This is a genomic window from Bradyrhizobium sp. USDA3010, assembly GCF_056429065.1.
The window spans coordinates 107,360-127,464 of the sequence record NZ_JBWJZD010000002.1; the positions used below are offsets into that span (position 1 = coordinate 107,360).

Consider the following 20,105-nt stretch of genomic DNA (forward strand, 5'->3'; position numbering starts at 1 on the left):
ATAGCGACACGGAGAGACATCATGCAAGACAATCGCAAAATCATCACCGTCAACGGGCGCGGTTACGACGCACCGACGCGGCCAACGGTCGTGATCTGCCTCGATGGCTCGGAGCCAGGCTACATCGAGCAGGCGATCGAGGCCGGCGTTGCACCGACCTTCGCGCGCTTCATGAAGGAGGGCGCGCATGTGCATGCCGCCAGCGTGATCCCGAGCTTCACCAATCCGAACAACCTATCGATCATCACCGGCCGGCCGCCTGCGGTGCACGGCATTGCCGGCAACTACTTCTATGACAGGGCGAACGATGCCGAAGTCATGATGAACGATCCGAAATTCCTGCGCGCGCCGACCATCCTGGCCGGTGTCCATGACGCCGGCTACAAGGTCGCCGCCGTCACCGCCAAGGACAAGCTGCGCACCTTGCTGGCCTACGGGCTCGACTATGCGAGCGGCCGCGCCATTGCCTTCTCGTCGGAGAAGGCCGACCAGGCCACCAGGGCCAACAACGGCATCGACAATGTGCTCGACTTCGTCGGCCTGCCGCTGCCCGAGGTCTATTCGGCCGACCTGTCGCGCTTCGTGTTCGCGGCCGGCGTCAAGCTGGTCGAGCGGCATCGGCCGGACCTGATGTACCTGTCGACCACCGACTACATCCAGCACAAGGTCGGACCTGGCACCAAGGTCGCCAACGACTTCTACGCGATGATCGACGGCTATCTTGCCCGGCTCGATGCGCTCGGCTGCACCATCGTGGCGACCGCCGACCACGGCATGAACGACAAGCACCTGCCCGACGGCAAACCCGACGTGATCTACCTCCAGGACGTCATGGACGACTGGACCGGGAAGGGCGCGGCGCGCGTGATCCTGCCGATCACGGATCCCTATGTCGCCCATCACGGCGCGCTCGGCTCGTTCGCGACGATCTACACGCCCGAGGGCGCCGACGTCGACACGCTGCTGATGCGGCTGCGCGACATCAAGGGTATCGAGGTGGCGCTGCCGCGCAACGACGCCTGCGCCCGGTTCGAGCTGCCGCCCGACCGGATCGGCGACATCGTCGTGATCTCGACCAGGCACAAGGTGCTCGGCACCAGCGAAGCCCGGCACGATCTGTCCGGCCTGACCGAGCCGCTGCGGTCGCATGGCGGGCTGACCGAGCAACGGGTGCCGCTGATCGCCAACCGCAAGATCGCGCTGCCGGCCGGTCATGCCTTGCGCAACTTCGACGCCTTCGACGTCGCGCTTAACCGCATCCAGTGACACCTGGACATGAGGACATCATCATGAACGTCCAGACCCCCGCCGTTCGCCACGAGCAGATGCGCATCGCAGGCAGCCTCGTCGACACCGACGAGCATGTCGAGGTTTTCAATCCCTATACCAACAAAGTGGTGGGCACCGTTCCGGCGGCGCGCCCCGAGCACGTGCGTAGCGCCTTTGCCAAGGCGGCGGCGTTCAAGCCGAAGCTGACGCGTTACGAGCGCCAGCGCATCCTGCTGCGCACCGCCGAGATCCTCGCCGGCCGCAAGGAGGAATTCGCGCGGCTGATCACCGCGGAGTCCGGCCTGTGCTGGAAGGATTCGCTCTACGAGGCCGGCCGCGCCTACGACGTCTATTCGTTCGCCGGGCAGCTCACGATCAGGGATGATGGCGAGACCTTCTCCTGCGACATCAGCCCGCAAGGCAAGGCGCGCAAGATCTTCACGACGCGGACGCCGCTGCTCGGCGCGATCTCGGCGATCACGCCGTTCAACCATCCGCTCAACATGGTGAGCCACAAGATCGCGCCGGCGATCGCGACCAACAACCGCGTGGTGCTGAAGCCGACCGAGCTGACGCCGCTGACCGCGCTCGCGCTCGCCGACGTGCTGTACGAAGCCGGGCTGCCGCCCGAGATGCTGTCGGTGGTGACGGGCAATCCGCATTCGATGGGCGATGCGATGATCACCGACCCGGATGCCGATCTCGTGACCTTCACCGGCTCGGTCAGGGTGGGCAAGCACATCGCCGACAAAGCCGGCTACAAGCGTCTGGTGCTCGAGCTCGGCGGCAACGATCCGCTAATCGTGATGGAGGACGCCGACCTCGACAAGGCGGCGGAGCTTGCGGTCGCCGGCGCGACCAAGAATTCCGGCCAGCGCTGCACCGCCGTCAAGCGGATCCTCTGCGTGGAAGCGGTCGCCGACGATTTCGCTGCTCTCGTTCTGAAGAAGGCACGCACCCTGAAGTGCGGCGATCCGATGGACCCGACGGTTGACGTCGGCACCGTGATCCATGAGGGCGCGGCCACGGAATTCGAGCGCCGCGTCAATGCCGCCGTCACCGACGGCGCCGAGCTCTTGCACGGCAACGACCGTAAGGGCGCGCTGTATCCGCCGACGGTGGTGGATCGAATTCCCTACACCAGCGAGCTGGTGATGCAGGAGACCTTCGGTCCGGTCATTCCGATCATCCGCGTACCCAACGACATCGACAGCGTGATCCGGATTTCGAATTCGACCGCGTTCGGCCTGTCGTCCGGTGTCTGCACCAATCGGCTCGACTACATCACGCGCTTTGTCAACGAGCTCGACGTCGGCACCGTCAATGTCTGGGAAGTGCCGGGCTACCGGATCGAAATGTCGCCGTTCGGCGGGATCAAGGACTCCGGCCTTGGCTACAAGGAAGGCGTGCAGGAGGCGATCAAGAGTTTCACCAACGTCAAGACCTATTCGCTGCCCTGGCCTGCATAGCCCGCAGCCGAGGAGAAGCGGAGACCGCGCGATGACAACAAGAAGACTGCGCGGCCGGAACGCGAAAATTAAGTTGGCAACAGGGGAGGTTTCAATGTCGGTCACATTCAGTCCGGCGAGCGTAGGCTCGGTCGGAATACAGAACCCGGAGCTTGCGACATCGTTCCGCCGCGCGCAGTGGCGGATGCTGTTCGCGGCGATGTTCTGCTATCTGTTCTTCTACACCGGACGGCAAACCTTCGGCTTCGCCATTCCCGGCATCCAGGCCGAGTTCGGCGTCACCAAGGAGGCGCTGGGCTGGGCCAGCGCGGCGCTGCTGTGGTGCTACGCGGTCGGGCAGGCCATCAACGGCAATCTCGGCGACAAGTTCGGCGGCCGCCGCGTGATGAGCGCGGGCGCGATCCTCTCCTTCATCATGAACTGGGCCACCAGCCTCTCGACCGGGATCGTCAGCCTCACGGCATTCTGGGGTATCAACGGCTATTTCCAGTCGATGGGGTGGGCGCCGGGCAGCCGCCTGCTGTCGAACTGGTGGGGCCGGCACGAGCGCGGCACGGTCTATGGGCTTTACACGTTCGCGGCCGGTCTCGCCTCGGTGCTGTCGTTCGTCACGTCGCTGGTGGTGGTCGGCTATTTCCAGCTCGACTGGCGCTGGATCTTCCGGATCCCGGTGGTGTTGCTGCTGCTCGGCGGCATCGCGTTCTATCTGATCGCGCGCGAGAAGCCCGAGGACATGGGCTTTGCCTCGCCGCATGACGAGGCCGACGACGTCACCGCAACCGAAGCCGCGGTCGACTCCAATGAGGGCTCGCTCGCGCGCTACAAGGCGGTGCTGTCGAACTGGCGCCTGCTGGTCGCCGGCGTCTCGATCGGCTTCCAGAACGCGGCGCGCTACGGGCTGCTCGTGTGGGTGCCTGTGCACTTCCTGGGCAGCAACTGGGCCAAGGCCGGCGCCACCTCGGTGATCGATCCGCGCTGGATCAGCATCGCGCTGCCGGTCGGCATGGCGGTCGGCGCCTTCAGCAACGGTTGGGTCTCGGACAAGGTGTTCGGCTCGCGCCGCTACCTCGCCATCGTGCTCTACATGGCGCTCGCCGCGGTCACCGCGCTGTGCATGTACGCGATCCCGACTTCCGAGGTCTATCTCGGGATGACGGTGCTGTTCCTGTGCGGCTTCTTCACCTATGGCCCGCAATCCTCGTTCTGGGCGCTGTGCCCGGATCTGGTCGGCCACAAGCGGGCAGGGACCGCGACCGGGGTGATGAACTCCTTCGCCTATCTGTTCGCAGGTCTCGGCGAGCCCATCATCGGCCACTTCATGGACAAGCATAACCAGACGTCGCTGGTGTTCCTAGTGGTCGCGGTCTGCGCGACCTCCAGCGCCGTGGTGGCAGCCTTCATCCGACGCTAGCTCACTCACATGCGTCCCGGGTGACTGCCCGGGACGCGGCCATCGGGGTATGTGTAGCCCGGATGAGCGAAGCGATATTCGGGGTTGCTGTGGTCCCGCATGTCGCTTCGCTCATGCGGGCTACGCCTTTTTGCAGCCAGCGGAACGCAGCCGCGCGCGAACGCTGGAGCCCAAACACCGCGCCAATTCGCTGAAACCGCCTGGCCGCGCCGGCGAACTGACGCCCAATTCCTCATCACGGGCTGACTAACAACAAAGCGTCTTAGGAATAATATTACGTAATATCAATATGATATATAAAATTGCATGCAGAATACAAAATGTGCTTGTCGCCTCGCGCGGCTTGAAGCAGACTTTGCGCGGGGCAGGAGAGGGCCGATGACCTTCGATGACGAAGGTCGCGCGGGGCAAAAACAATCTGCCGGCAGAGGAGCGAGCAATGAGCGATCAGGTGTCCACCATCGCAATGGCAGATACGGCGAAGCCATCCGGCGTGCGCTGGAAGATCTTCCTGCTGATGCTGTTCCTGATCTCGATCAACTATATCGATCGCGCCTCGCTGTCGGTCGCGATGCCTGTGATCGCCAAGGAGTTCGACATCGATCCGGCGATGCAGGGCCTGATCCTGAGCTCGTTCTTCTGGACCTACGCGCTGATGCAGGTACCGGGCGGCATGCTCGCCGATCGCTTCAAGCCGCGGATCGTGATCGCCCTCGCAACGCTGTTCTGGGGCTTCTTCCAGGCGCTGGCGGCGCTGTCCACCAGCTGGATGCTGCTGCTGCTGACCCGGCTCGGGCTCGGCGCGTCGGAAGCGCCGATCTATCCGGCTGGCGGCAAGCTCAACGCGATCTGGATGACGCAGACCGAACGCGGCCGCGGCGCCACCCTGCTGGACGGCGGCGCGCCGCTTGGTGCTGCGCTCGGCTCGATCGTGATCGCCTGGCTGATGGCGGCCTTCAGCTCCTGGCGCGTCGCCTTCGTCGTCGCCGGCGTCGGCACCATGCTGTGCGGACTGTGGGCCTGGTATTACATCCGCAACGCGCCGCGCGAACATCCCTCGGTCAATGACGCCGAGGCGCGCTATCTCGAGGAGGCGCATGCGATCGAGGACGCGGCGACGCCGCCGTCGTCCGGCGCGAGCGGGATGGCCTATTTCCGCTTCCGCTCGGTCTGGTGCATGTGCCTCGGCTGGATGTTCTTCAACACCACCTTTTACGGCCTGTTGACCTGGATGCCGACCTATCTGTTCAAGGTGCACGGCTTCGACATCAAGGCGCTCGGCGGCGCATCCTTCATCATCTTCTTCGCGGGCTTCGTCGGCGAACTGGTCGGCGGCTGGATCGGCGACGGCTGGCGCGCGCGGGGCGGGGCGCCCAACACGGTGTTCCGCACCCTGTTCGGGATCGCGGCGATCATGGCGACGGTGTCGATCTTCCTCGTCGCCTACGTCACCAACGCGGTCGTGGTCGTGGTGCTGCTGTCGACGACGCTGTTCTTCCTGCGCTGGTGCGGCATGTACTGGGCAATCCCGTCGGCGTTGGCTGGCCGCGGCAAGTCCGGCTTCCTCGGCGGCTGCATGAATCTCGGCGGCAATATCGCCGGCATCACGACGCCCTTGATCGTCGGCTTCATCGTGCAGGCCACCGGCTCCTACTTCCTGGCCCTGATGTATTTTGCCGCCGCGGGCATTGCGCTGTTGATCTGCTCGACCCTGATCGATTACAGCCGCAAGCTCCCGGTCTGAAACGAGGACGGCCGAATCCTGCCAAGGGTTTGGCCGGTTGATGAGGCAAGCGAATGACACGTCCTATCAGGCTCGGCATGCTGACGCCGTCGTCGAATACCGCACTCGAGCCGATCACCTGCGCGATGCTATCAGGCGTCGACGACGTTTCGGCGCATTTCTCGCGCTTCAAGGTGACGGAGATCGCGCTGTCGGAGCAGGCGCTGCGCCAGTTCGACGCCAGCGAGATTCTTCGCGCGGCAGAATTGCTGGCGCATGCCAAGGTCGACGTCATCGCCTGGAACGGCACCTCGGCAAGCTGGCTCGGCTTCGATCGCGACGAGAGCCTGTGCGAGCAGATCACGGCGGCAACCGGGATCAAGGCCTGCACCACGGTGCTGGCCTATCGCGGCCTGCTGCGGCGGATCGGCGCCAAACGCATCGGTCTGGTGACGCCGTATCGCAGGGATGTGCAGGACAGGATCATCGCCAACTGGAATTCGGCGGGGCTGCATTGTTTTGCCGAGCGGCATCTGTCGCTGCAGGACAATTTCTCTTTTGCCGAGGTCAGCGAGGCCAAGGTCGCGGACCTGATCGAGGAAGTGGTGCACGAAGGCTGCGATGTCGCCGTCGTGCTCTGCACCAACATGCGCGGCGCCGGCGCCGCCGAACGGCTGGAGCGCGGTTTTGGCGTGCCGGTGCTGGATTCGATCGCGGTGACGCTATGGGCGTGCCTCACAGCTGTGGGCTGCGATCCGTCGCGCGTGCGCGGCTGGGGCAGCCTGTTCACCAACCCCGATCTGCGCGCAGCGACCGCGATCTCCGATCATGACGATAAGGGCGTGCGGTGACTGAAGCCAAGATTGAAGCCAAGCCGACCAGACGGAGCAAGGAACCGAAGCGGGTGATCACGGCGCAGCAACGGCGCCGCCTGCGCGTGCCGCGGGTCGGACTGCACGAGCAGGCGGCTGCGCGGCTGCGCACCATGATCGTGCGCGGCGAGCTGGCGCCGGGACAGTCGCTGGGGGAGGCGGACCTGTCCGACGCGCTCGGCGTTTCGCGGACCCCGCTGCGCGAGGCGCTGAAGCAATTGGCGAACGAAGGTCTGGTCGAGCTGCGGCTTAACCACAGCGCGGTGGTGACGCCGTTCCGCCGCGCCGAGCTGACCGAATTGTTTGAGGCCGTCTCCGGCATCGAGCGCTGCGCCGCGGAGCTCGCCGCGCTGCGCATGGAGGACGCCGACTTCGAACGGCTCGATGCGCTGCAGGACAAGATCGAATGGCATCACGGCCGTGGCGAGCTGCGCGACTACTTCCAGGCCAACCAGCAGATCCATTCGGCGATCGTCGGCTTCGCGCGCAACGCGGTGCTGAAGGCGACGCACGAGGCGCTGCTGGCGCGGGCCGAGCGGGCGCGCTTCTTCGCGCTCTCGGTGCTCGGGCGCTGGGATGAGTCGGTGCGCGAGCACCAGGAGATCCTGGCCGCGCTCAGGCGCCGCGATGCGGCGCGGGCCGGGCAGATCCTGGCTCACCATGTGCGCCGCACCGGCGAGATCGTCGCCGAGACGCTGGATGGCAAGGCACTGAACAACGAGGCGGATGACGCCGCGGTGCCGGATACTCCCACAAAGCCGCGCGGTCGCAAGACGAGGAACGTTGCGCCATGAAGATCCTGCTGCTCAATCCCAACACGACGGCGGCAGTGACCGATCTGCTCCATGCTGCCGGCAGCAAGGTGGCTTCAGCCGGCACCGAGCTTGTGCCCACGACCGCCGCGCGCGGCGTGCCGTATATCGCGACTCGTGCCGAGGCGCAGATCGGCGGTGCGATCGCGCTGGAGATGCTGGCCGAGGCCGGCGGCGGCATCGATGCCGCCATCATCGCCGCGTTCGGCGATCCCGGACTGTTCGGCGCGCGCGAGCTGTTCGCGTTTCCGGTGGTGGGATTGGCCGAGGCTGCGATGCTCACCGCCTGTATGCTCGGCCGGCGGTTTTCCATTGTGACCTTCGCCGGCGCGCTGGCGCCCTGGTACGAGGAATGCGTCGCCATGCACGGGCTCACTGCGCGCTGCGCCGGCATCCGCACGCTCGATGGTAGCTTCCAGTCGATCTCCGACGTGCAGGCCGAGAAGGAAGAGCTGCTGGTCGCGCTCGCCAACCGGGCGGTCGAACAGGACGGCGCCGACGTCGTCATTCTGTCAGGCGCGCCGCTCGCGGGCCTTGCCGCAAAGGTCCGCGACCGCATTCCGGTGCCCGTGGTCGATCCGGTCGCGGCCGCCGTGCGCCAGGCGGAGACGCTTGCCGTGCTCAAGCCGCGCAAGGCGGTCGCCGGCACCTTCCGGCGGCCTGATCCGAAACCAACGCTCGGGCTGGCCGAGCCGCTTGCTGTCATCATCGAACATCGCTCACCAAAAGAGGGGACAGACTGATGTCCTTCGACACCATCATCCGCGGCGGCACCGTCGTCACCGCTGCCGACACCTTTGCCTGCGATGTCGGAATCCGTGACGGCAAGATCACGGCGCTCGGCCGCGATCTCGGCGATGCGGCCACGATCATCGACGCCACCGACCGGCTGGTGCTGCCCGGCGGCATCGACAGCCATGTCCATTTCGCCCAGCCATCGGGCGACGGCATCGTGATGGCCGACGGCTTTGCCAGCGGCACCCGCTCGGCGGCGTTCGGCGGCAACACCACCGTGCTGCCGTTCTGCCTGCAGGAGAAGGGCCAGACGCTGCGCGAGGCGCTCAAGCATTACCATTCGCTGGCCGAAGGCGAATGTCATGTCGACGTCGCCTTCCATCTGATCGTCACCGATCCGACCGAGCACGTGCTGGGCCAGGAGCTGCCGGCGCTGGTCGAGGACGGCTATACCTCGCTCAAGGTCTTCATGACCTATGAGGGGCTGGCGCTGTCGGATCGCGAGCTGCTCGAGACCATGTCGGTCGCGCGCGAGACCGGCGCGATGCTGATGGTGCATGCGGAAAACTTCGACGCCATCCGCTTCCTGACCGACCGGCTCGAACGCGCCGGCAACACCGCGCCGCGCTTCCACGCCACCTCGCGGCCGATCCCGGTCGAGCGCGAGGCCACCCATCGCGCGATCTCGCTGTCCGAGCTGGTCGACGTGCCGATCATGATCGTGCATGTCTCGAACCGCGAGGCGATGGACGAGATCCGGCGCGCGCAGCAGCGGGGCTTGCGGGTGATGGGCGAAACCTGTCCGCAATACCTTGTCCTGACCGAGAAGGATCTCGACCAGCTCAACATGGAAGGCGCAAAGTACGTCTGCTCGCCGCCACCGCGCGATGTCGCCAGCCAGCAGGCGTGCTGGGAAGGCTTGCAGCAGAAAGTGTTCTCGGTGTTCTCGTCGGACCATTGTCCGTTCCGCTACGACGACCCGCAAGGAAAGCTCGCGCCCAAGGGGCGTACCAGCTTCCGCTGGGTGCCGAACGGCATCCCGGGGGTGGCGACGCGGCTGCCGATCCTGTTCTCCGAGGGCGTGGTGAAGGGGCGCATCGACCTCAACAGCTTCGTCGCCTTCAGCGCCACCAATCACGCCAAGATCTACGGCCTCTATCCGCGCAAGGGCACGATCGCGGTCGGCTCCGATGCCGACATCGCGCTGTGGGACCCCAAGCGCAAGGTGACGATCCGCCACGAGCTGATCCATGACGGCTCCGACTACACGCCCTATGAAGGGCTCGAGGTCACCGGCTGGCCGGTGCTGACCATGGTCCGCGGCAAGGTGGTCGTCGACGACGGCACCCTCGTCGGCAGCAAGCAGCACGGCACATACTTGCCGCGCGCCAAACCTCCGGCGGGAGCGACCATCCCGTAACACGCGAAGGAAGTAATCCGCGAAACAAGAAGGCAGGAGACCACCATGCCCTACGCGACAACAGATGACGGCGTGCGGCTCTATTTCGAGGAGACCGGATCCGGCCATCCGGTGATCCTGGTCCACGAGTTCGCCGGCGACCTGCGCAGCTACGAGCCGCAGATGCGGCATTTCGGCAAGCGCTTCCGCACCATCGCCTATAATGCGCGCGGCTTTCCGCCGTCTGACGTGCCCGAGCAGGTCTCGTCCTACTCACAGGCGCGCGCCGCCGACGATATTCTTGCTGTGCTCGATCACGTCGGCGCGCCGAAGGCGCATATCATCGGCCTCTCGATGGGCGGCTTCGCGACCTTGCACTTCGGACTGCGTCACCCGTCGCGGGCGCTGTCGCTGTGCATCGGCGGCTGCGGTTATGGTGCGGAGCTCGACAAGCGCGAGACGTTTCGCGCCGAAGCCGACGTGATCGCGGCCATGATCCGCAAGGACGGCATGCCGGCCTTCGCCGAGCGCTACGCCTACGGCCCGACACGCGTGCAGTACGAGAACAAGGATCCGCGCGGCCACGCCGAATTCAAGGCCATGCTGGCCGAGCATTCGGCGGTGGGATCGGCCAACACCCAGCAGGGCGTGCAGAAGGAGCGTCCCTCGCTCTACACGCTGGTCGACGAGATGAAGCAAATCACGGTGCCGACGCTGATCATCACCGGCGACGAGGATTGGCCGTGCCTGCTGCCGGGCATCCTGATGAAGCAGAGCATTCCATCCGCCGCGCTCGCCGTCATGCCGAACTGCGGCCACGCCATCAACATCGAGGAGCCCGACGAATACAACCGGATCGTCGGCGATTTCCTGTCGCAGGTCGAACGCGGCCGCTGGCCGCAGCGCGATCCCAGAGCGGTGAGCGCCTCGATCACCGGGATGAAGGACTAGCTGGCTCGGCCCAATACGTCGCGTTGAATTGTACGACTACAGGAATCGTCCCGGATCGTGCGTACATGAACACGTCGTACGCGCGGAAGTAGGTCTCAACATGACGCGCGTGCCGGCGTCACTGAGTTCGCGACCGATTCGATGACATCGATGCGATATTCGTTCGCGCGTGCCGCAACCGCCGCGTGACATCGAACGCATGACGATCACATCGCGATGACGCGTCAATCGCAAAACCGACACAGAGCTGTTACGCGCGCTGGCTAATGTGTCGCATGTCGACGTCATAAATCCTTAAAAATGGGGCAAGAAGTGAAGGCGAAATTCCTTTCGACGGTCGGAGTCTGTCTGGTCGCTGCTGCTGCAGTGGTGTGCAGCGCCGCCGCTCACGACGATGATAGAGATCACGATCATCGTCCTCCGCACGACATTCACACGGCAACGCCGATCAAGCATCTCGTCGTGATCTTCAACGAGAACCGCTCGTTCGATCACTATTTCGCAACCTACCCGAATGCGGCCAACCCGACCGGCTCGATTCCGTTCACGGCGAAGCCGCATACGCCGAAGGTCAACAACCTCGCCAACGCCAATCTGCTGACCAACAACCCGAACACCAATCCGGCCAACGGCACCGGCGCGACGAATCCGTTCCGGCTCGATCGCACGCAGGCCAACACGCGCTCGCAGAACCACGCCTACACGCCCGAGCAGCAGGCGGTCGACAACGGCAAGGAAGACCTGTTTCCGAAATTCACCGGTCGCGGCACCGCCGGCGGCGTCGGCGCCTTCGGCACCAACGGGCAGGTGATGGGGTATTTCGATGGCAACACCGTCACCGCGTTCTGGAATTACGCGCAGAACTTCGCGATGAGCGACAACAGCTGGACCGACACCTTCGGTCCGTCGACGCCCGGCGCGCTCGAGGTGGTTGCCGGCCAGACCAACGGTGCGCAGAACATCGTCGGCACGTCATCGTCGATCTCCGACGGCCAGGGCGGCCTGACGCTGATCGGTGATACCGACCCTGCCTACGACGCCTGCTCGAGCACGACCAGCCAGGTCCTGATGACCAGCAAGAACATCGGCGACCTGCTCAACGCCGAGCACATCAGCTGGGGCAGCTTCATGGGCGGCTTCGACCTGACGCTCAAGAACAGCAACGGTACCACCAACTGCGCCCGCAGCACCTTCTCGAGCAACGTCAACGGCACCATCGTGGATTACATCCCGCACCATGCCTGGTTCCAGTACTACAAGTCGACCGCCAACCCGACCCATGCGCGGCCGAGCTCGGTGAACGCCGTGGGCCACACCTACGTTCCCGGCAGCAAGACGCTCGATCCCGCCAATCACGCCTACGATCTCGAGGACTTCTACGCCTCGGTGAAGGCCGGCAACTTCCCGGCCGTCTCCTACATCAAGATGCCGGCCTATCAGGACGGTCATCCCGGCAACTCCGATCCGCTCGACGAGCAGGTGGGCAATGTCGAGCTGATCAACTTCCTGCAGAGGCAGAAGGAGTGGCGCGAGACCGCGGTCATCATCACCTATGACGACTCCGACGGCTGGTATGACCACCAGTACATTGCGCCGATCAGCGCCTCGTATGATCCGACCGCCGACCAGGTCAACGGTCCTGGCCAGTGCGGCCGCGGTATCGGCAAGCAGACGCAGCCGAAGGGCCTGAACGGTCAGCCGGTGAACGGCCGCTGCGGTCCCGGCACGCGGATCCCGTTCCTGCTGATCTCGCCTTACGCCAAGAAGAACTTCGTCAGCCACACGCGCATCTCGCAGGCGTCCGTCGTGCGCTTCATCGAAGACAACTGGCTGCACGGCCAGCGTCTCGGCGGCGGTTCGTTCGACGACAGCGTCGAATCGATCACGGACATGTTCGATTTCGATCATGGCCACGATCACGACCACGACGGCGACGATCGGCAGAACAAGCTGTTCCTCGATCCGACGGCCGGTACGGTCATCGTCAGCCCGCCTGACGATCATCACCATCACTAACGCTCTGGGATCACTGGACGTCATATGAACGGCCGCATGTTGTGGCTTCTCGGCGCCGGCCTGCTCTGCATGGCCGGCGCCGTTGCGGCAGCCGAGACGCAAGGACTTCCGGGGACGAATCCGAATCCGGTGCAGCTCAGGCGTCCGCCGATCGCCCCGTTGTCCGGCATGGCGCAGCTCGGCCAGAAGGTCTTCTTCGACACGTCGCTGTCATCGTCGGGCGCAATGTCCTGCGCCTCCTGCCACAGTCCGGACCACGCCTACGGTCCGCCCAACGATGCGGCGGTCATGTTCGGCGGGCCGGCGCAATCGCGGCAGGGGACGCGCGCCGTTCCCGGCCTGACCTATCTGGAACGCCAGCCGAATTTCAGCATCGGACCCGAGAAGGACGAGGACGACAATCTTGTCGACTTCGCGCAACTGGCCGCGGCAGGCCAGCAGGCTGCGCGTGCGAAAAAGGTCGCGACCGGGACCGCGGCGTCGGCGGTCAACATCGTGCCGCAGGGCGGACTGTTCTGGGATGGCCGCGCCGATACGCTGCAGGACCAGGCGATCTTCCCGCTGCTCGATCCCAATGAGATGGACGGCGGCAGCATCGAGGTGGTGGCGCAGAAGCTGCGCCAGGCGAGCTATGCGCCGCGCTTTGCCGAACTGTTCGGCGCTCAGGTCTTCGACAATACGCGGCTGCTGGTCGCGGAGGCGATGTTCGCGGTCGCGCGCTATCAGGTGGAAGAACCGAGCTTCCATCCCTACAGCAGCAAGTTCGACTACTGGCTGGAAGGCAAGGCGCGGCTGAGCGAGAGCGAGTTGCGCGGCTTGCAACTGTTCAACGATCCGGACAAGGCCAATTGCGCCGGCTGCCATACGTCGTCGCCGACCCGCGACGGCCTGCCGCCGCTGTTCACTGACCATCAGTATGAGGCGCTTGGCGCGCCACGCAACTCCGCACTCGCCAGCAATCGCGATCCCAACTATTTCGATCTCGGGGTCTGCGGCCCGTATCGCACCGATATTGCCGAGCAGACACAATATTGCGGGATGTTTCTGACGCCGACCCTGCGCAACACCGCAACCCGCCGCGTGTTCTTCCACAACGGCGTCTTCGCGAGCCTCGAGCAGGTGCTCGATTTCTATAACTTCCGCGATACCAATCCGGAGAAGGTCTACCCGCGTGCGGCCGACGGTACCGTGCGGAAATACGACGATCTGCCGGAAAAGCATCACGGCAATGTCGACGTCGCCGATCCGCCGTTCGAGCGCCATCTCGGCGACACACCTGCGATGACCGCGCAGGACGAAGCCGACATCATCGCCTTCCTGAAGACGCTGACCGACGGTTACCGGACGGAGCAGTGAGCGGTCGCGACGGCTTATCGCGGAACCCATGCGTGAGTTGGCAGGTCCGCGTCATGCGCGCATAATGGGCGCATGAATGTCGTCGAAGGCAACGGCGCCAAAATTCCCGCGATCGGGCTCGGCACCTGGGAGCTGCGCGGGCGGACCTGCGCCCGTATCGTCGAGCAGGCGCTGCGGCTCGGCTACCGGCACATCGACACCGCCCAGATCTATGACAATGAGCGCGAGGTCGGCGAGGGGCTGCGCGCCTCCGGTATCAAGCGCGACGATGTGTTCCTGACCACCAAGGTCTGGACCACGCATTTCATGGCGAAGGATCTCGAACGTTCGGCCAAAGAGAGCCTGGCGCGGTTGCGTCTGACCGAGGTCGATCTGTTGCTCTTGCACTGGCCGAATCCGCACGTGCCGCTTGCCGAGACTCTTGGCGCGCTGGCGCGGGTCAAGCAGGCAGGACTGGCGCGGCATATCGGGGTCTCGAACTTCAACGTGGCGCTGATCGAGGAGGCGGTGGCGGCGTGCCCCGAGCCGCTCGCCTGCGATCAGGTCGAGTACCATCCTTATCTGAACCAGGCCGATGTGATCGAAGCCTGTGCGCGCCATGGCATGGCGTTCGTCGCCTACAGCCCGATCGCGAAGGGACGCGTCAAGGGCGACCGCGCGCTGGCGCGGATCGGCGACCGTTATCGCAAGACGGCTGCCCAGGTCTGCCTGCGCTGGCTGGTGCAGCAGAATGTCTCGGCGATTCCGCGCACCTCGAAGCTCGAGCGGCTCCAGGAAAATTTGAACATATTCGATTTCGAGCTGTCGGACGAGGACATGCGCACGATTTCGGCGATGGGGAGCGCCGTCGCGCGATGATTGGCCGAATGCGCATGGCTGCTTGCCTGCATCGCCTGGCTGGTTATGACCCCAGTTGCATTCCCCCGGTTCCAAAATAGCTTGACTTCGAAACCCGTTTCCGTTCGCCTTGCAGCGGCCGATCTCTCTCTTTCCATTTTCCCGGCCGACATTTTCAAGGGAGGTTTCGATGAAAATTATTGTCGTTCTCTTGAGTATTCTCTTCGTGGGTGCTGTAGCGACGCCGCTTTTCATTGCCGAAGCGGTGGCGCAGCAGAATCCACCGGGCGCCAAAGCCAAAAAGGGCGCGGCTACCCAGGGTAACCAAAATCGTCCTTGCAGGTCACGCAACCGCGCGTGCTACTGAGACATTGCGATGACGATCACCACCGTCACTTCCCGCCGGCTGTCCGGTAAATTTCAAAGCGAGGTGGAGACCGCCGGATGATGGCACGAATCGTGGCGGAGCGCCGACGGTCGGCGGTGGCTCCCGACCGGGATCCGCCGTTCAGATCAGAATGGGATTGAGGCCGGTCCTGATTGCCCGCTATGGTGCCGAGCGGGGAGACATCACGACGTGATCGAGTGGGATGAAGTTTCGGCCAAACGCGGATCTGATGGCATCGGTGTTCGTGCACCTGATGCTGCTCGCGCTGATTTTCCTGTATTCGGAGGTGCATCAGTTCGATCCGGTCGCCGCTGACACGGTGCCGGTCGAGATCGTGACGCCGCAGGAGGTCGCCAGGAGGGAGATCAAGAGCGAGGTCAAGCCCGATCCGGTGCCGAGCCCGTCGCCGACGCCCGAGCTGCAATTGCCATCGCTCGACAAGCCGGTCGACACCGCCAAGTCCGAACCACCGGCGCAAGCGCCCGCAGCACAGCCGCAGCAGGCCCAACAGCAACCGCCGCAGAAGCAGGCGACGCCGCCGGCGCCCAAACCCAGCCCGGCTCCGCAGCATGCCGCGGTCGAGCCGCAGCCGGCGCCGCAGATGCCGGCACCCCAGACGCCGCCGATGCCTCAGCCAATGGCGCAGCAATCAGCGACGCCGTCGCCACCCGCCTACGTGCAGCCCGAGCCGGACCTGTCCGTCAAATACAATGTCATGCTCGGTTTGCCGCCCGACATCTCCATCAAGCCGCCGGCCGACGCGCCGCACGGCCCCGGTCCCGGCAAGGACAATTTCGACGCCGCGGCCACCGAGCAGGCCGACGTCGGCTCCAGCGTGGTCGCCGAGTTCCGCCGTCATCTGAAGAGCTGCATGAAGCTCCCGGCGACGCTGAGCACCGGCGATGACGTCAGGATCAAGCTCAGGGTGTTCATGAAGCCGGACGGCAAGCTCGGCGCGGCGCCGTTGCTGATCGAAGCCACCGCATCGGAAAAGGGGCCGCTGCTGCTCAAGAGCGCGACCGAGGCGCTGCAGGCCTGCCAGCCCTATGCGATGCTGCCGCGGGATCGCTACGGCGAATGGAAGGTGCTCGACCTCGATTTCACCCCGCGCGATTTTGCGTCGTAGGGCAGGGACGAGCGGCGAACTACGCCTCGCCACGCGTGCGGGGAGAAGCCGGATTGCATCGCCAGATGCAATCCGGGTGAGGGGGAGTCTCCGCGAGTCCGTCTCGGTCGATGCGGAAACAGCCCCTCACCCCAACTCTCTCCCCGTAAGAACGGGGAGAGGGAGCGAGAGTGTCGCGCATGTTGCTCGATCAAACTTTCAGCTTCCCATCGCCTGCCAGGCATTCGAGGCGAACTGCCGGCGCCAGATCACGATGACGACCGCGGCGGTGGTGGCGAACAGCACCCAGGGGCTGACGAACCAGCCGAGATAGGCGAGCGCGAAGAAGAACGCGCGCTGGCCGCGGTTGAAGTGCCGGCCCGCGGTCTCGAACAGCCGCGTGGTGCGGATCACATGGGCCTCGGCCTCCGGCGTATCGCGCTGGCCGGCCGGCGGCATCGCGCCGAACAGGATCGCAACATAGTTGAACAGGCGATAGGCCCAGGCGAATTTGAAGAAGGTGTAGATGAAGATCAGGATCAGTCCGATGCACTTGATCTCCCACAGCGCGGGCGAGGGCGTCAGGTCGACCGGCAGCGCGCCGAGCACCGCGAGCGCGTCACTGGTCGCGCGCAGCAGCGCCAGCGCGCCGCCGATCGCGATCAGGCTGGTGGAGGCAAAGAACGCAGTGCCGTTCTGCAGGCTGGCCATGATCTGCATGTCGACCATCCGCGCATCGCGGTTGAGCAGATTCCGCACCCAGATCTCGCGATAGACATGCATCCGCGCCGACAGGCTGTCGCGTCCGTAGGCGGTGTGCTCCAGCGTGATGGCGTAGACCAGCCATTCCAGCGCGAAGAAGCCGACGGCCAGGATATCGACCCAGTAGCCGGTCATTGGTGCCTTCCTTCGTCAATGCTCGGCGGCAGGTCCGTGCCGCGCTGCATCCTGCGTCATGTACAGGTTGAACGCGTGCAATGCACTATGGCAAACTGACGTGGCAACAGGATTCACAGACATGCTCAAGCTCGTCATCGGCAACAAGAACTATTCGTCATGGTCGATGCGGCCCTGGCTGGCGCTGCGCGCCAACGACATCCCGTTCGAGGAAATCTTCGTTCCGCTCTACACCGACCAGGCCGACAAGGACCGCATCCTCTCTTTCAGCAAGGCGGGCAAGGTGCCGACGCTGATCGACGGCGACGTCACGGTGTGGGATTCGCTGGCGATCATCGAATATCTCGCCGAGAAGTTTCCCGAGGCGAAGCTGTGGCCGTCGGATCGCGCCGCGCGCGCGCATGCCCGCGCGATCTCGGCGGAGATGCACTCCGGCTTCGTGCCGCTGCGCAGCGAATGCGGCATGAACCTGCACCGGCCGATCCGCGCCGTCGCGCTGTCGGACGATGCGCGGGCCAATGTGACGCGGATCGAGGAGATCTGGGCCGATTGCCACGCGCGCTACGGCAAGCAGGGTCCGTTCCTGTTCGGGGCATTCTCCGGGGCGGACGCGATGTACGCGCCCGTGGTGCATCGCTTCCGCACCTACGCGATCCCGGTGAAGGCCGAGGCGCAGCATTATGTCGATGCCATGATGCAGCTTCCGGCGTTCCAGCAATGGACCCGCGACGGCCTGGCCGAGACACTGCGGATCGAGCGATTCGAGGACGCCTGACCGGCTCTGCGCTGCCGAATTGTGACAGCGGCAGCAAAGATCGCGGCTTGACGCCGCGGGGCCTAAGGCGTCGAATCCAAAAGACCGGTTTTGCAAGTCGTGAAAGGACTTAGACCATGGGCATTCTCGATTCCCTGGAGAATTCACCGGAGCTGAAGGGCATGCTTGGCCAGCTCGGGGCGGCCGTCATCCCCGTCGTGCTGGGCCAGGTGATGGGCAATGGCGGGCAGGGCGGCTTGTCGGCGATCGTGGCCAAACTCGAGCAGGCCGGCCTCGGCGAACAGGTCAAATCCTGGATCGGCACCGGACAGAACCTGCCGATCACCGCCGAGCAGCTCCAGGAGGTGCTGGGCAGCGACACCGTCAAGCAACTCGCCGCCAAGTTCAACATTCCGGTCGACCAGCTGTCCAAGGTGCTGGCCCAGCAACTTCCGGCTGCGGTCGACGGCGCGAGCCCGAACGGAAAGTTGCCCCATACCGCCTGAGGCTGTGGAACCGGGTTCCAGCCGAGGTCGGCGGGCAATTTTCGCCTGGCACGCAAATTGCTGCCTATCGCCCTGAAAAACCTGCAAAATCGCACCTTCGCCATGCCCCAATCTTGCTGGATTTGGGGCGGTGCGATGTGCTAGGTTGCCGCAGGGTTCTCAAAATGCCGGCTTGAGCTATCGGGACTGTCAGCTCAGCCAGCAATCTCTAAGAAAATGGAGAGGGCGTTGAAGCATAAGTACTCGATTGGCGAGATCGTCTATTTCACGGCCAGCAACGTGGCGCGCCCCGCTGCGAGCGGCACCTATGAGGTGATCCGCCTGCTGCCGACCGATGGTGACGATTGCCAGTATCGCATCAAGAGCTCGACTGAAGCTTTCGAACGGGTGGCCAAGGAGAGTCAGCTCGCGCTGTCCTGAACGCGTTGTGCGCAAGCCGGTGGCTGGAGCGGGTTCCGCGCCGTCGCCGTCAAAAGGCCCTGTTCGCAGACCCATTGTGCTGAAGGTTGGACGTCGGGATGGCGGCGTTCGCCGTCGCCGGCTGTGCTTACGCTGTGTTGAGGGACATCGCGCATGAATTGGGCTTCCTCGCTGGATCAGATCTGGCGCTCACCGACCTTCCCGATGTGGCTGACGCTGGCCGCGGCGGGCTTCTTTGGGATTGTCGTTCTGGTCACGCTGCTGCGCGCGGAAAAGTCCGTCGCCAACGGCGCGCTGACCGTCATCACGCTGCTGTCGATCGCGGTTGCGGTCGCCGCCACGATCCGCGGCTTCGGGCCGGGCGGGCAGGCGGCGCCCGCCGACACACGGACGGCGCAATTCACCAGCCAAACCACGCCGGCGCTGGCCTGCATCGACGACCTCGCCGGAGATGCCGTGCTCAATGCCTGCGAGAAGGTGCTGTTCGGTTCGTCTGATACGGCTGCGGCGGCGGTCAGCTATGCGGCGGCGCAGATTTCGCGCCTGACCGCGCTCGGCGACCTCGCCACCGCGGAGCGCAATTCCACCACCGAGTTGCAGGCGCTGCGCCGCGCCATCGAGCACGACCGCTACGGTCTGGTGGCCTACGCGCTGATGGCGCGAGACCACTGCACGCCGACCGCGTGCCCCGCGTTCCGCTCGCTGGGCGACAACCATCAGATCATCAACAACATGAACGAGCGGACCTACGAGAACCTGGTCACGCGCTACGCGGCGTCCTGGAACGCGCCGGGCGGCGCGCAGGCGTCGGCCGCCTCCGGCCTGGTCGCGGCGCTGCCGCAGTCGTTGCCCACCGGCAAGCCGACCAATGCGGAGTTTCCGAGCGCGTCCTCGACACCGCCGGTCAGCATCATGACGCCCGAACCGGCGAAGCCGGCTGCTGCGGCACCGCCGCCGGCCGCGCGCGCCGCCGCCGCACCGCCCGCAGCCCCGAAGCGGCCGCCCGCAGCGAAGCGTCCGGTCCAGATCGCGCCGGCTGCGGCGCCAGCGCCAGCGCCGCCACCTGCCGCGGCGAGTGCCCCGGCGGCCGCGAACCAAGAATGAGTGTGACGACGGCGGCTTGAGCCGCCGTCCGTGCACCGTTCCGCACAGTAAATCCCGATATCCACTGCCGCTGACATCGCT

General features: G+C 65.0%; 19 protein-coding genes. 18 read left to right on the forward strand and 1 reads right to left on the reverse strand.

Features of this window, described 5'->3' with window-relative positions; translation table 11 throughout:
- The first annotated feature begins 21 nt into the window (after positions 1 to 21).
- From phnA to AC066Y_RS03540, 14 genes are all read left to right on the forward strand, one after another.
- Positions 22 to 1,266 carry a phosphonoacetate hydrolase gene (phnA, locus tag AC066Y_RS03475; RefSeq protein ID WP_478272679.1) on the forward strand — a complete coding sequence of 415 codons (1,245 nt, stop codon included), beginning with the start codon at positions 22 to 24 and terminating at the stop codon, positions 1,264 to 1,266.
- Positions 1,267 to 1,289: 23 nt separating this feature from the next.
- Positions 1,290 to 2,738, forward strand: a complete 1,449-nt coding sequence (gene phnY / locus AC066Y_RS03480; protein WP_478272680.1) for a phosphonoacetaldehyde dehydrogenase — start codon at positions 1,290 to 1,292, stop codon at positions 2,736 to 2,738.
- A 94-nt stretch (positions 2,739 to 2,832) separates the two neighbouring features.
- Positions 2,833 to 4,149, forward strand: coding sequence for an MFS transporter (locus tag AC066Y_RS03485; protein ID WP_478272681.1), 1,317 nt, complete (start codon positions 2,833 to 2,835; stop codon positions 4,147 to 4,149).
- Positions 4,150 to 4,588: 439 nt separating this feature from the next.
- A complete protein-coding gene (locus AC066Y_RS03490) occupies positions 4,589 to 5,893 on the forward strand; it encodes an MFS transporter (RefSeq protein WP_478272682.1) in 1,305 nt (434 codons plus the stop codon).
- 53 nt (positions 5,894 to 5,946) lie between these two features.
- Positions 5,947 to 6,723, forward strand: a complete 777-nt coding sequence (locus AC066Y_RS03495; RefSeq protein WP_478272683.1) for a maleate cis-trans isomerase family protein — start codon at positions 5,947 to 5,949, stop codon at positions 6,721 to 6,723.
- Between the two features lie 53 nt (positions 6,724 to 6,776).
- The gene (locus AC066Y_RS03500) at positions 6,777 to 7,538 is read left to right on the forward strand and encodes a GntR family transcriptional regulator (protein WP_478272684.1); all 762 of its coding nucleotides are present in this window, start codon (positions 6,777 to 6,779) and stop codon (positions 7,536 to 7,538) included.
- Positions 7,535 to 8,299, forward strand: a complete 765-nt coding sequence (locus tag AC066Y_RS03505) for an aspartate/glutamate racemase family protein (RefSeq protein ID WP_478272685.1) — start codon at positions 7,535 to 7,537, stop codon at positions 8,297 to 8,299. The genes AC066Y_RS03500 and AC066Y_RS03505 overlap by 4 nt, the downstream gene beginning before the upstream one ends.
- Positions 8,299 to 9,711 (forward strand): dihydropyrimidinase, encoded by a 1,413-nt coding sequence (gene hydA, locus AC066Y_RS03510; RefSeq protein ID WP_478272686.1) that lies wholly within the window; start codon positions 8,299 to 8,301, stop codon positions 9,709 to 9,711. The genes AC066Y_RS03505 and hydA overlap by 1 nt, the downstream gene beginning before the upstream one ends.
- 45 nt (positions 9,712 to 9,756) lie before the next feature.
- Positions 9,757 to 10,641: an alpha/beta fold hydrolase gene (locus tag AC066Y_RS03515; RefSeq protein WP_478272687.1), complete on the forward strand. Its 885-nt coding sequence runs from the start codon at positions 9,757 to 9,759 to the stop codon at positions 10,639 to 10,641.
- A gap of 312 nt (positions 10,642 to 10,953) precedes the next feature.
- Positions 10,954 to 12,657, forward strand: a complete 1,704-nt coding sequence (locus AC066Y_RS03520) for a phospholipase C (RefSeq protein WP_478272688.1) — start codon at positions 10,954 to 10,956, stop codon at positions 12,655 to 12,657.
- 36 nt (positions 12,658 to 12,693) lie between these two features.
- Positions 12,694 to 14,013 carry a cytochrome-c peroxidase gene (locus tag AC066Y_RS03525; protein WP_478272689.1) on the forward strand — a complete coding sequence of 440 codons (1,320 nt, stop codon included), beginning with the start codon at positions 12,694 to 12,696 and terminating at the stop codon, positions 14,011 to 14,013.
- Between the two features lie 72 nt (positions 14,014 to 14,085).
- Positions 14,086 to 14,871, forward strand: coding sequence for an aldo/keto reductase (locus AC066Y_RS03530; RefSeq protein ID WP_478272690.1), 786 nt, complete (start codon positions 14,086 to 14,088; stop codon positions 14,869 to 14,871).
- A gap of 169 nt (positions 14,872 to 15,040) precedes the next feature.
- Positions 15,041 to 15,217 carry a hypothetical protein gene (locus tag AC066Y_RS03535; protein WP_456762589.1) on the forward strand — a complete coding sequence of 59 codons (177 nt, stop codon included), beginning with the start codon at positions 15,041 to 15,043 and terminating at the stop codon, positions 15,215 to 15,217.
- A gap of 223 nt (positions 15,218 to 15,440) precedes the next feature.
- The gene (locus AC066Y_RS03540) at positions 15,441 to 16,364 is read left to right on the forward strand and encodes a hypothetical protein (protein ID WP_478272691.1); all 924 of its coding nucleotides are present in this window, start codon (positions 15,441 to 15,443) and stop codon (positions 16,362 to 16,364) included.
- 198 nt (positions 16,365 to 16,562) lie between these two features.
- Here AC066Y_RS03540 and AC066Y_RS03545 read toward each other — a convergent pair whose 3' ends face one another.
- Positions 16,563 to 17,240: a DUF599 domain-containing protein gene (locus tag AC066Y_RS03545; RefSeq protein ID WP_478272692.1), complete on the reverse strand. Its 678-nt coding sequence runs from the start codon at positions 17,238 to 17,240 to the stop codon at positions 16,563 to 16,565.
- Between the two features lie 121 nt (positions 17,241 to 17,361).
- Between AC066Y_RS03545 and AC066Y_RS03550 the strand changes: the two genes are divergently transcribed.
- The 4 genes from AC066Y_RS03550 to AC066Y_RS03565 all read left to right on the forward strand — a co-directional run bounded on the left by AC066Y_RS03550 (position 17,362) and on the right by AC066Y_RS03565 (position 20,024).
- A complete protein-coding gene (locus AC066Y_RS03550) occupies positions 17,362 to 18,015 on the forward strand; it encodes a glutathione S-transferase family protein (RefSeq protein ID WP_478272693.1) in 654 nt (217 codons plus the stop codon).
- Between the two features lie 116 nt (positions 18,016 to 18,131).
- Positions 18,132 to 18,500 (forward strand): YidB family protein, encoded by a 369-nt coding sequence (locus tag AC066Y_RS03555; RefSeq protein ID WP_176530795.1) that lies wholly within the window; start codon positions 18,132 to 18,134, stop codon positions 18,498 to 18,500.
- A 216-nt stretch (positions 18,501 to 18,716) separates the two neighbouring features.
- The gene (locus AC066Y_RS03560) at positions 18,717 to 18,920 is read left to right on the forward strand and encodes a hypothetical protein (protein ID WP_092114848.1); all 204 of its coding nucleotides are present in this window, start codon (positions 18,717 to 18,719) and stop codon (positions 18,918 to 18,920) included.
- Between the two features lie 153 nt (positions 18,921 to 19,073).
- Entirely contained in the window at positions 19,074 to 20,024 is a 951-nt protein-coding gene (locus AC066Y_RS03565) for a hypothetical protein (protein WP_478272694.1), read from the forward strand.
- The last annotated feature ends 81 nt before the right edge of the window (positions 20,025 to 20,105 follow it).

Excerpts from the sequence above, each read along its gene's own strand:
- phnA (WP_478272679.1), top strand. The coding sequence starts at position 22 with ATGCAAGACAATCGCAAAATCATCACCGTCAACGGGCGCGGTTACGAC.
- phnY (WP_478272680.1), top strand. The coding sequence starts at position 1,290 with ATGAACGTCCAGACCCCCGCCGTTCGCCACGAGCAGATGCGCATCGCA.
- AC066Y_RS03485 (WP_478272681.1), top strand. The coding sequence starts at position 2,833 with ATGTCGGTCACATTCAGTCCGGCGAGCGTAGGCTCGGTCGGAATACAG.
- AC066Y_RS03490 (WP_478272682.1), top strand. The coding sequence starts at position 4,589 with ATGAGCGATCAGGTGTCCACCATCGCAATGGCAGATACGGCGAAGCCA.
- AC066Y_RS03495 (WP_478272683.1), top strand. The coding sequence starts at position 5,947 with ATGACACGTCCTATCAGGCTCGGCATGCTGACGCCGTCGTCGAATACC.
- AC066Y_RS03505 (WP_478272685.1), top strand. The coding sequence starts at position 7,535 with ATGAAGATCCTGCTGCTCAATCCCAACACGACGGCGGCAGTGACCGAT.
- hydA (WP_478272686.1), top strand. The coding sequence starts at position 8,299 with ATGTCCTTCGACACCATCATCCGCGGCGGCACCGTCGTCACCGCTGCC.
- AC066Y_RS03515 (WP_478272687.1), top strand. The coding sequence starts at position 9,757 with ATGCCCTACGCGACAACAGATGACGGCGTGCGGCTCTATTTCGAGGAG.
- AC066Y_RS03525 (WP_478272689.1), top strand. The coding sequence starts at position 12,694 with ATGTTGTGGCTTCTCGGCGCCGGCCTGCTCTGCATGGCCGGCGCCGTT.
- AC066Y_RS03530 (WP_478272690.1), top strand. The coding sequence starts at position 14,086 with ATGAATGTCGTCGAAGGCAACGGCGCCAAAATTCCCGCGATCGGGCTC.
- AC066Y_RS03535 (WP_456762589.1), top strand. The coding sequence starts at position 15,041 with ATGAAAATTATTGTCGTTCTCTTGAGTATTCTCTTCGTGGGTGCTGTA.
- AC066Y_RS03540 (WP_478272691.1), top strand. The coding sequence starts at position 15,441 with ATGAAGTTTCGGCCAAACGCGGATCTGATGGCATCGGTGTTCGTGCAC.
- AC066Y_RS03545 (WP_478272692.1), bottom strand. The coding sequence starts at position 17,240 with ATGACCGGCTACTGGGTCGATATCCTGGCCGTCGGCTTCTTCGCGCTG.
- AC066Y_RS03550 (WP_478272693.1), top strand. The coding sequence starts at position 17,362 with ATGCTCAAGCTCGTCATCGGCAACAAGAACTATTCGTCATGGTCGATG.
- AC066Y_RS03555 (WP_176530795.1), top strand. The coding sequence starts at position 18,132 with ATGGGCATTCTCGATTCCCTGGAGAATTCACCGGAGCTGAAGGGCATG.
- AC066Y_RS03560 (WP_092114848.1), top strand. The coding sequence starts at position 18,717 with ATGGAGAGGGCGTTGAAGCATAAGTACTCGATTGGCGAGATCGTCTAT.
- AC066Y_RS03565 (WP_478272694.1), top strand. The coding sequence starts at position 19,074 with ATGAATTGGGCTTCCTCGCTGGATCAGATCTGGCGCTCACCGACCTTC.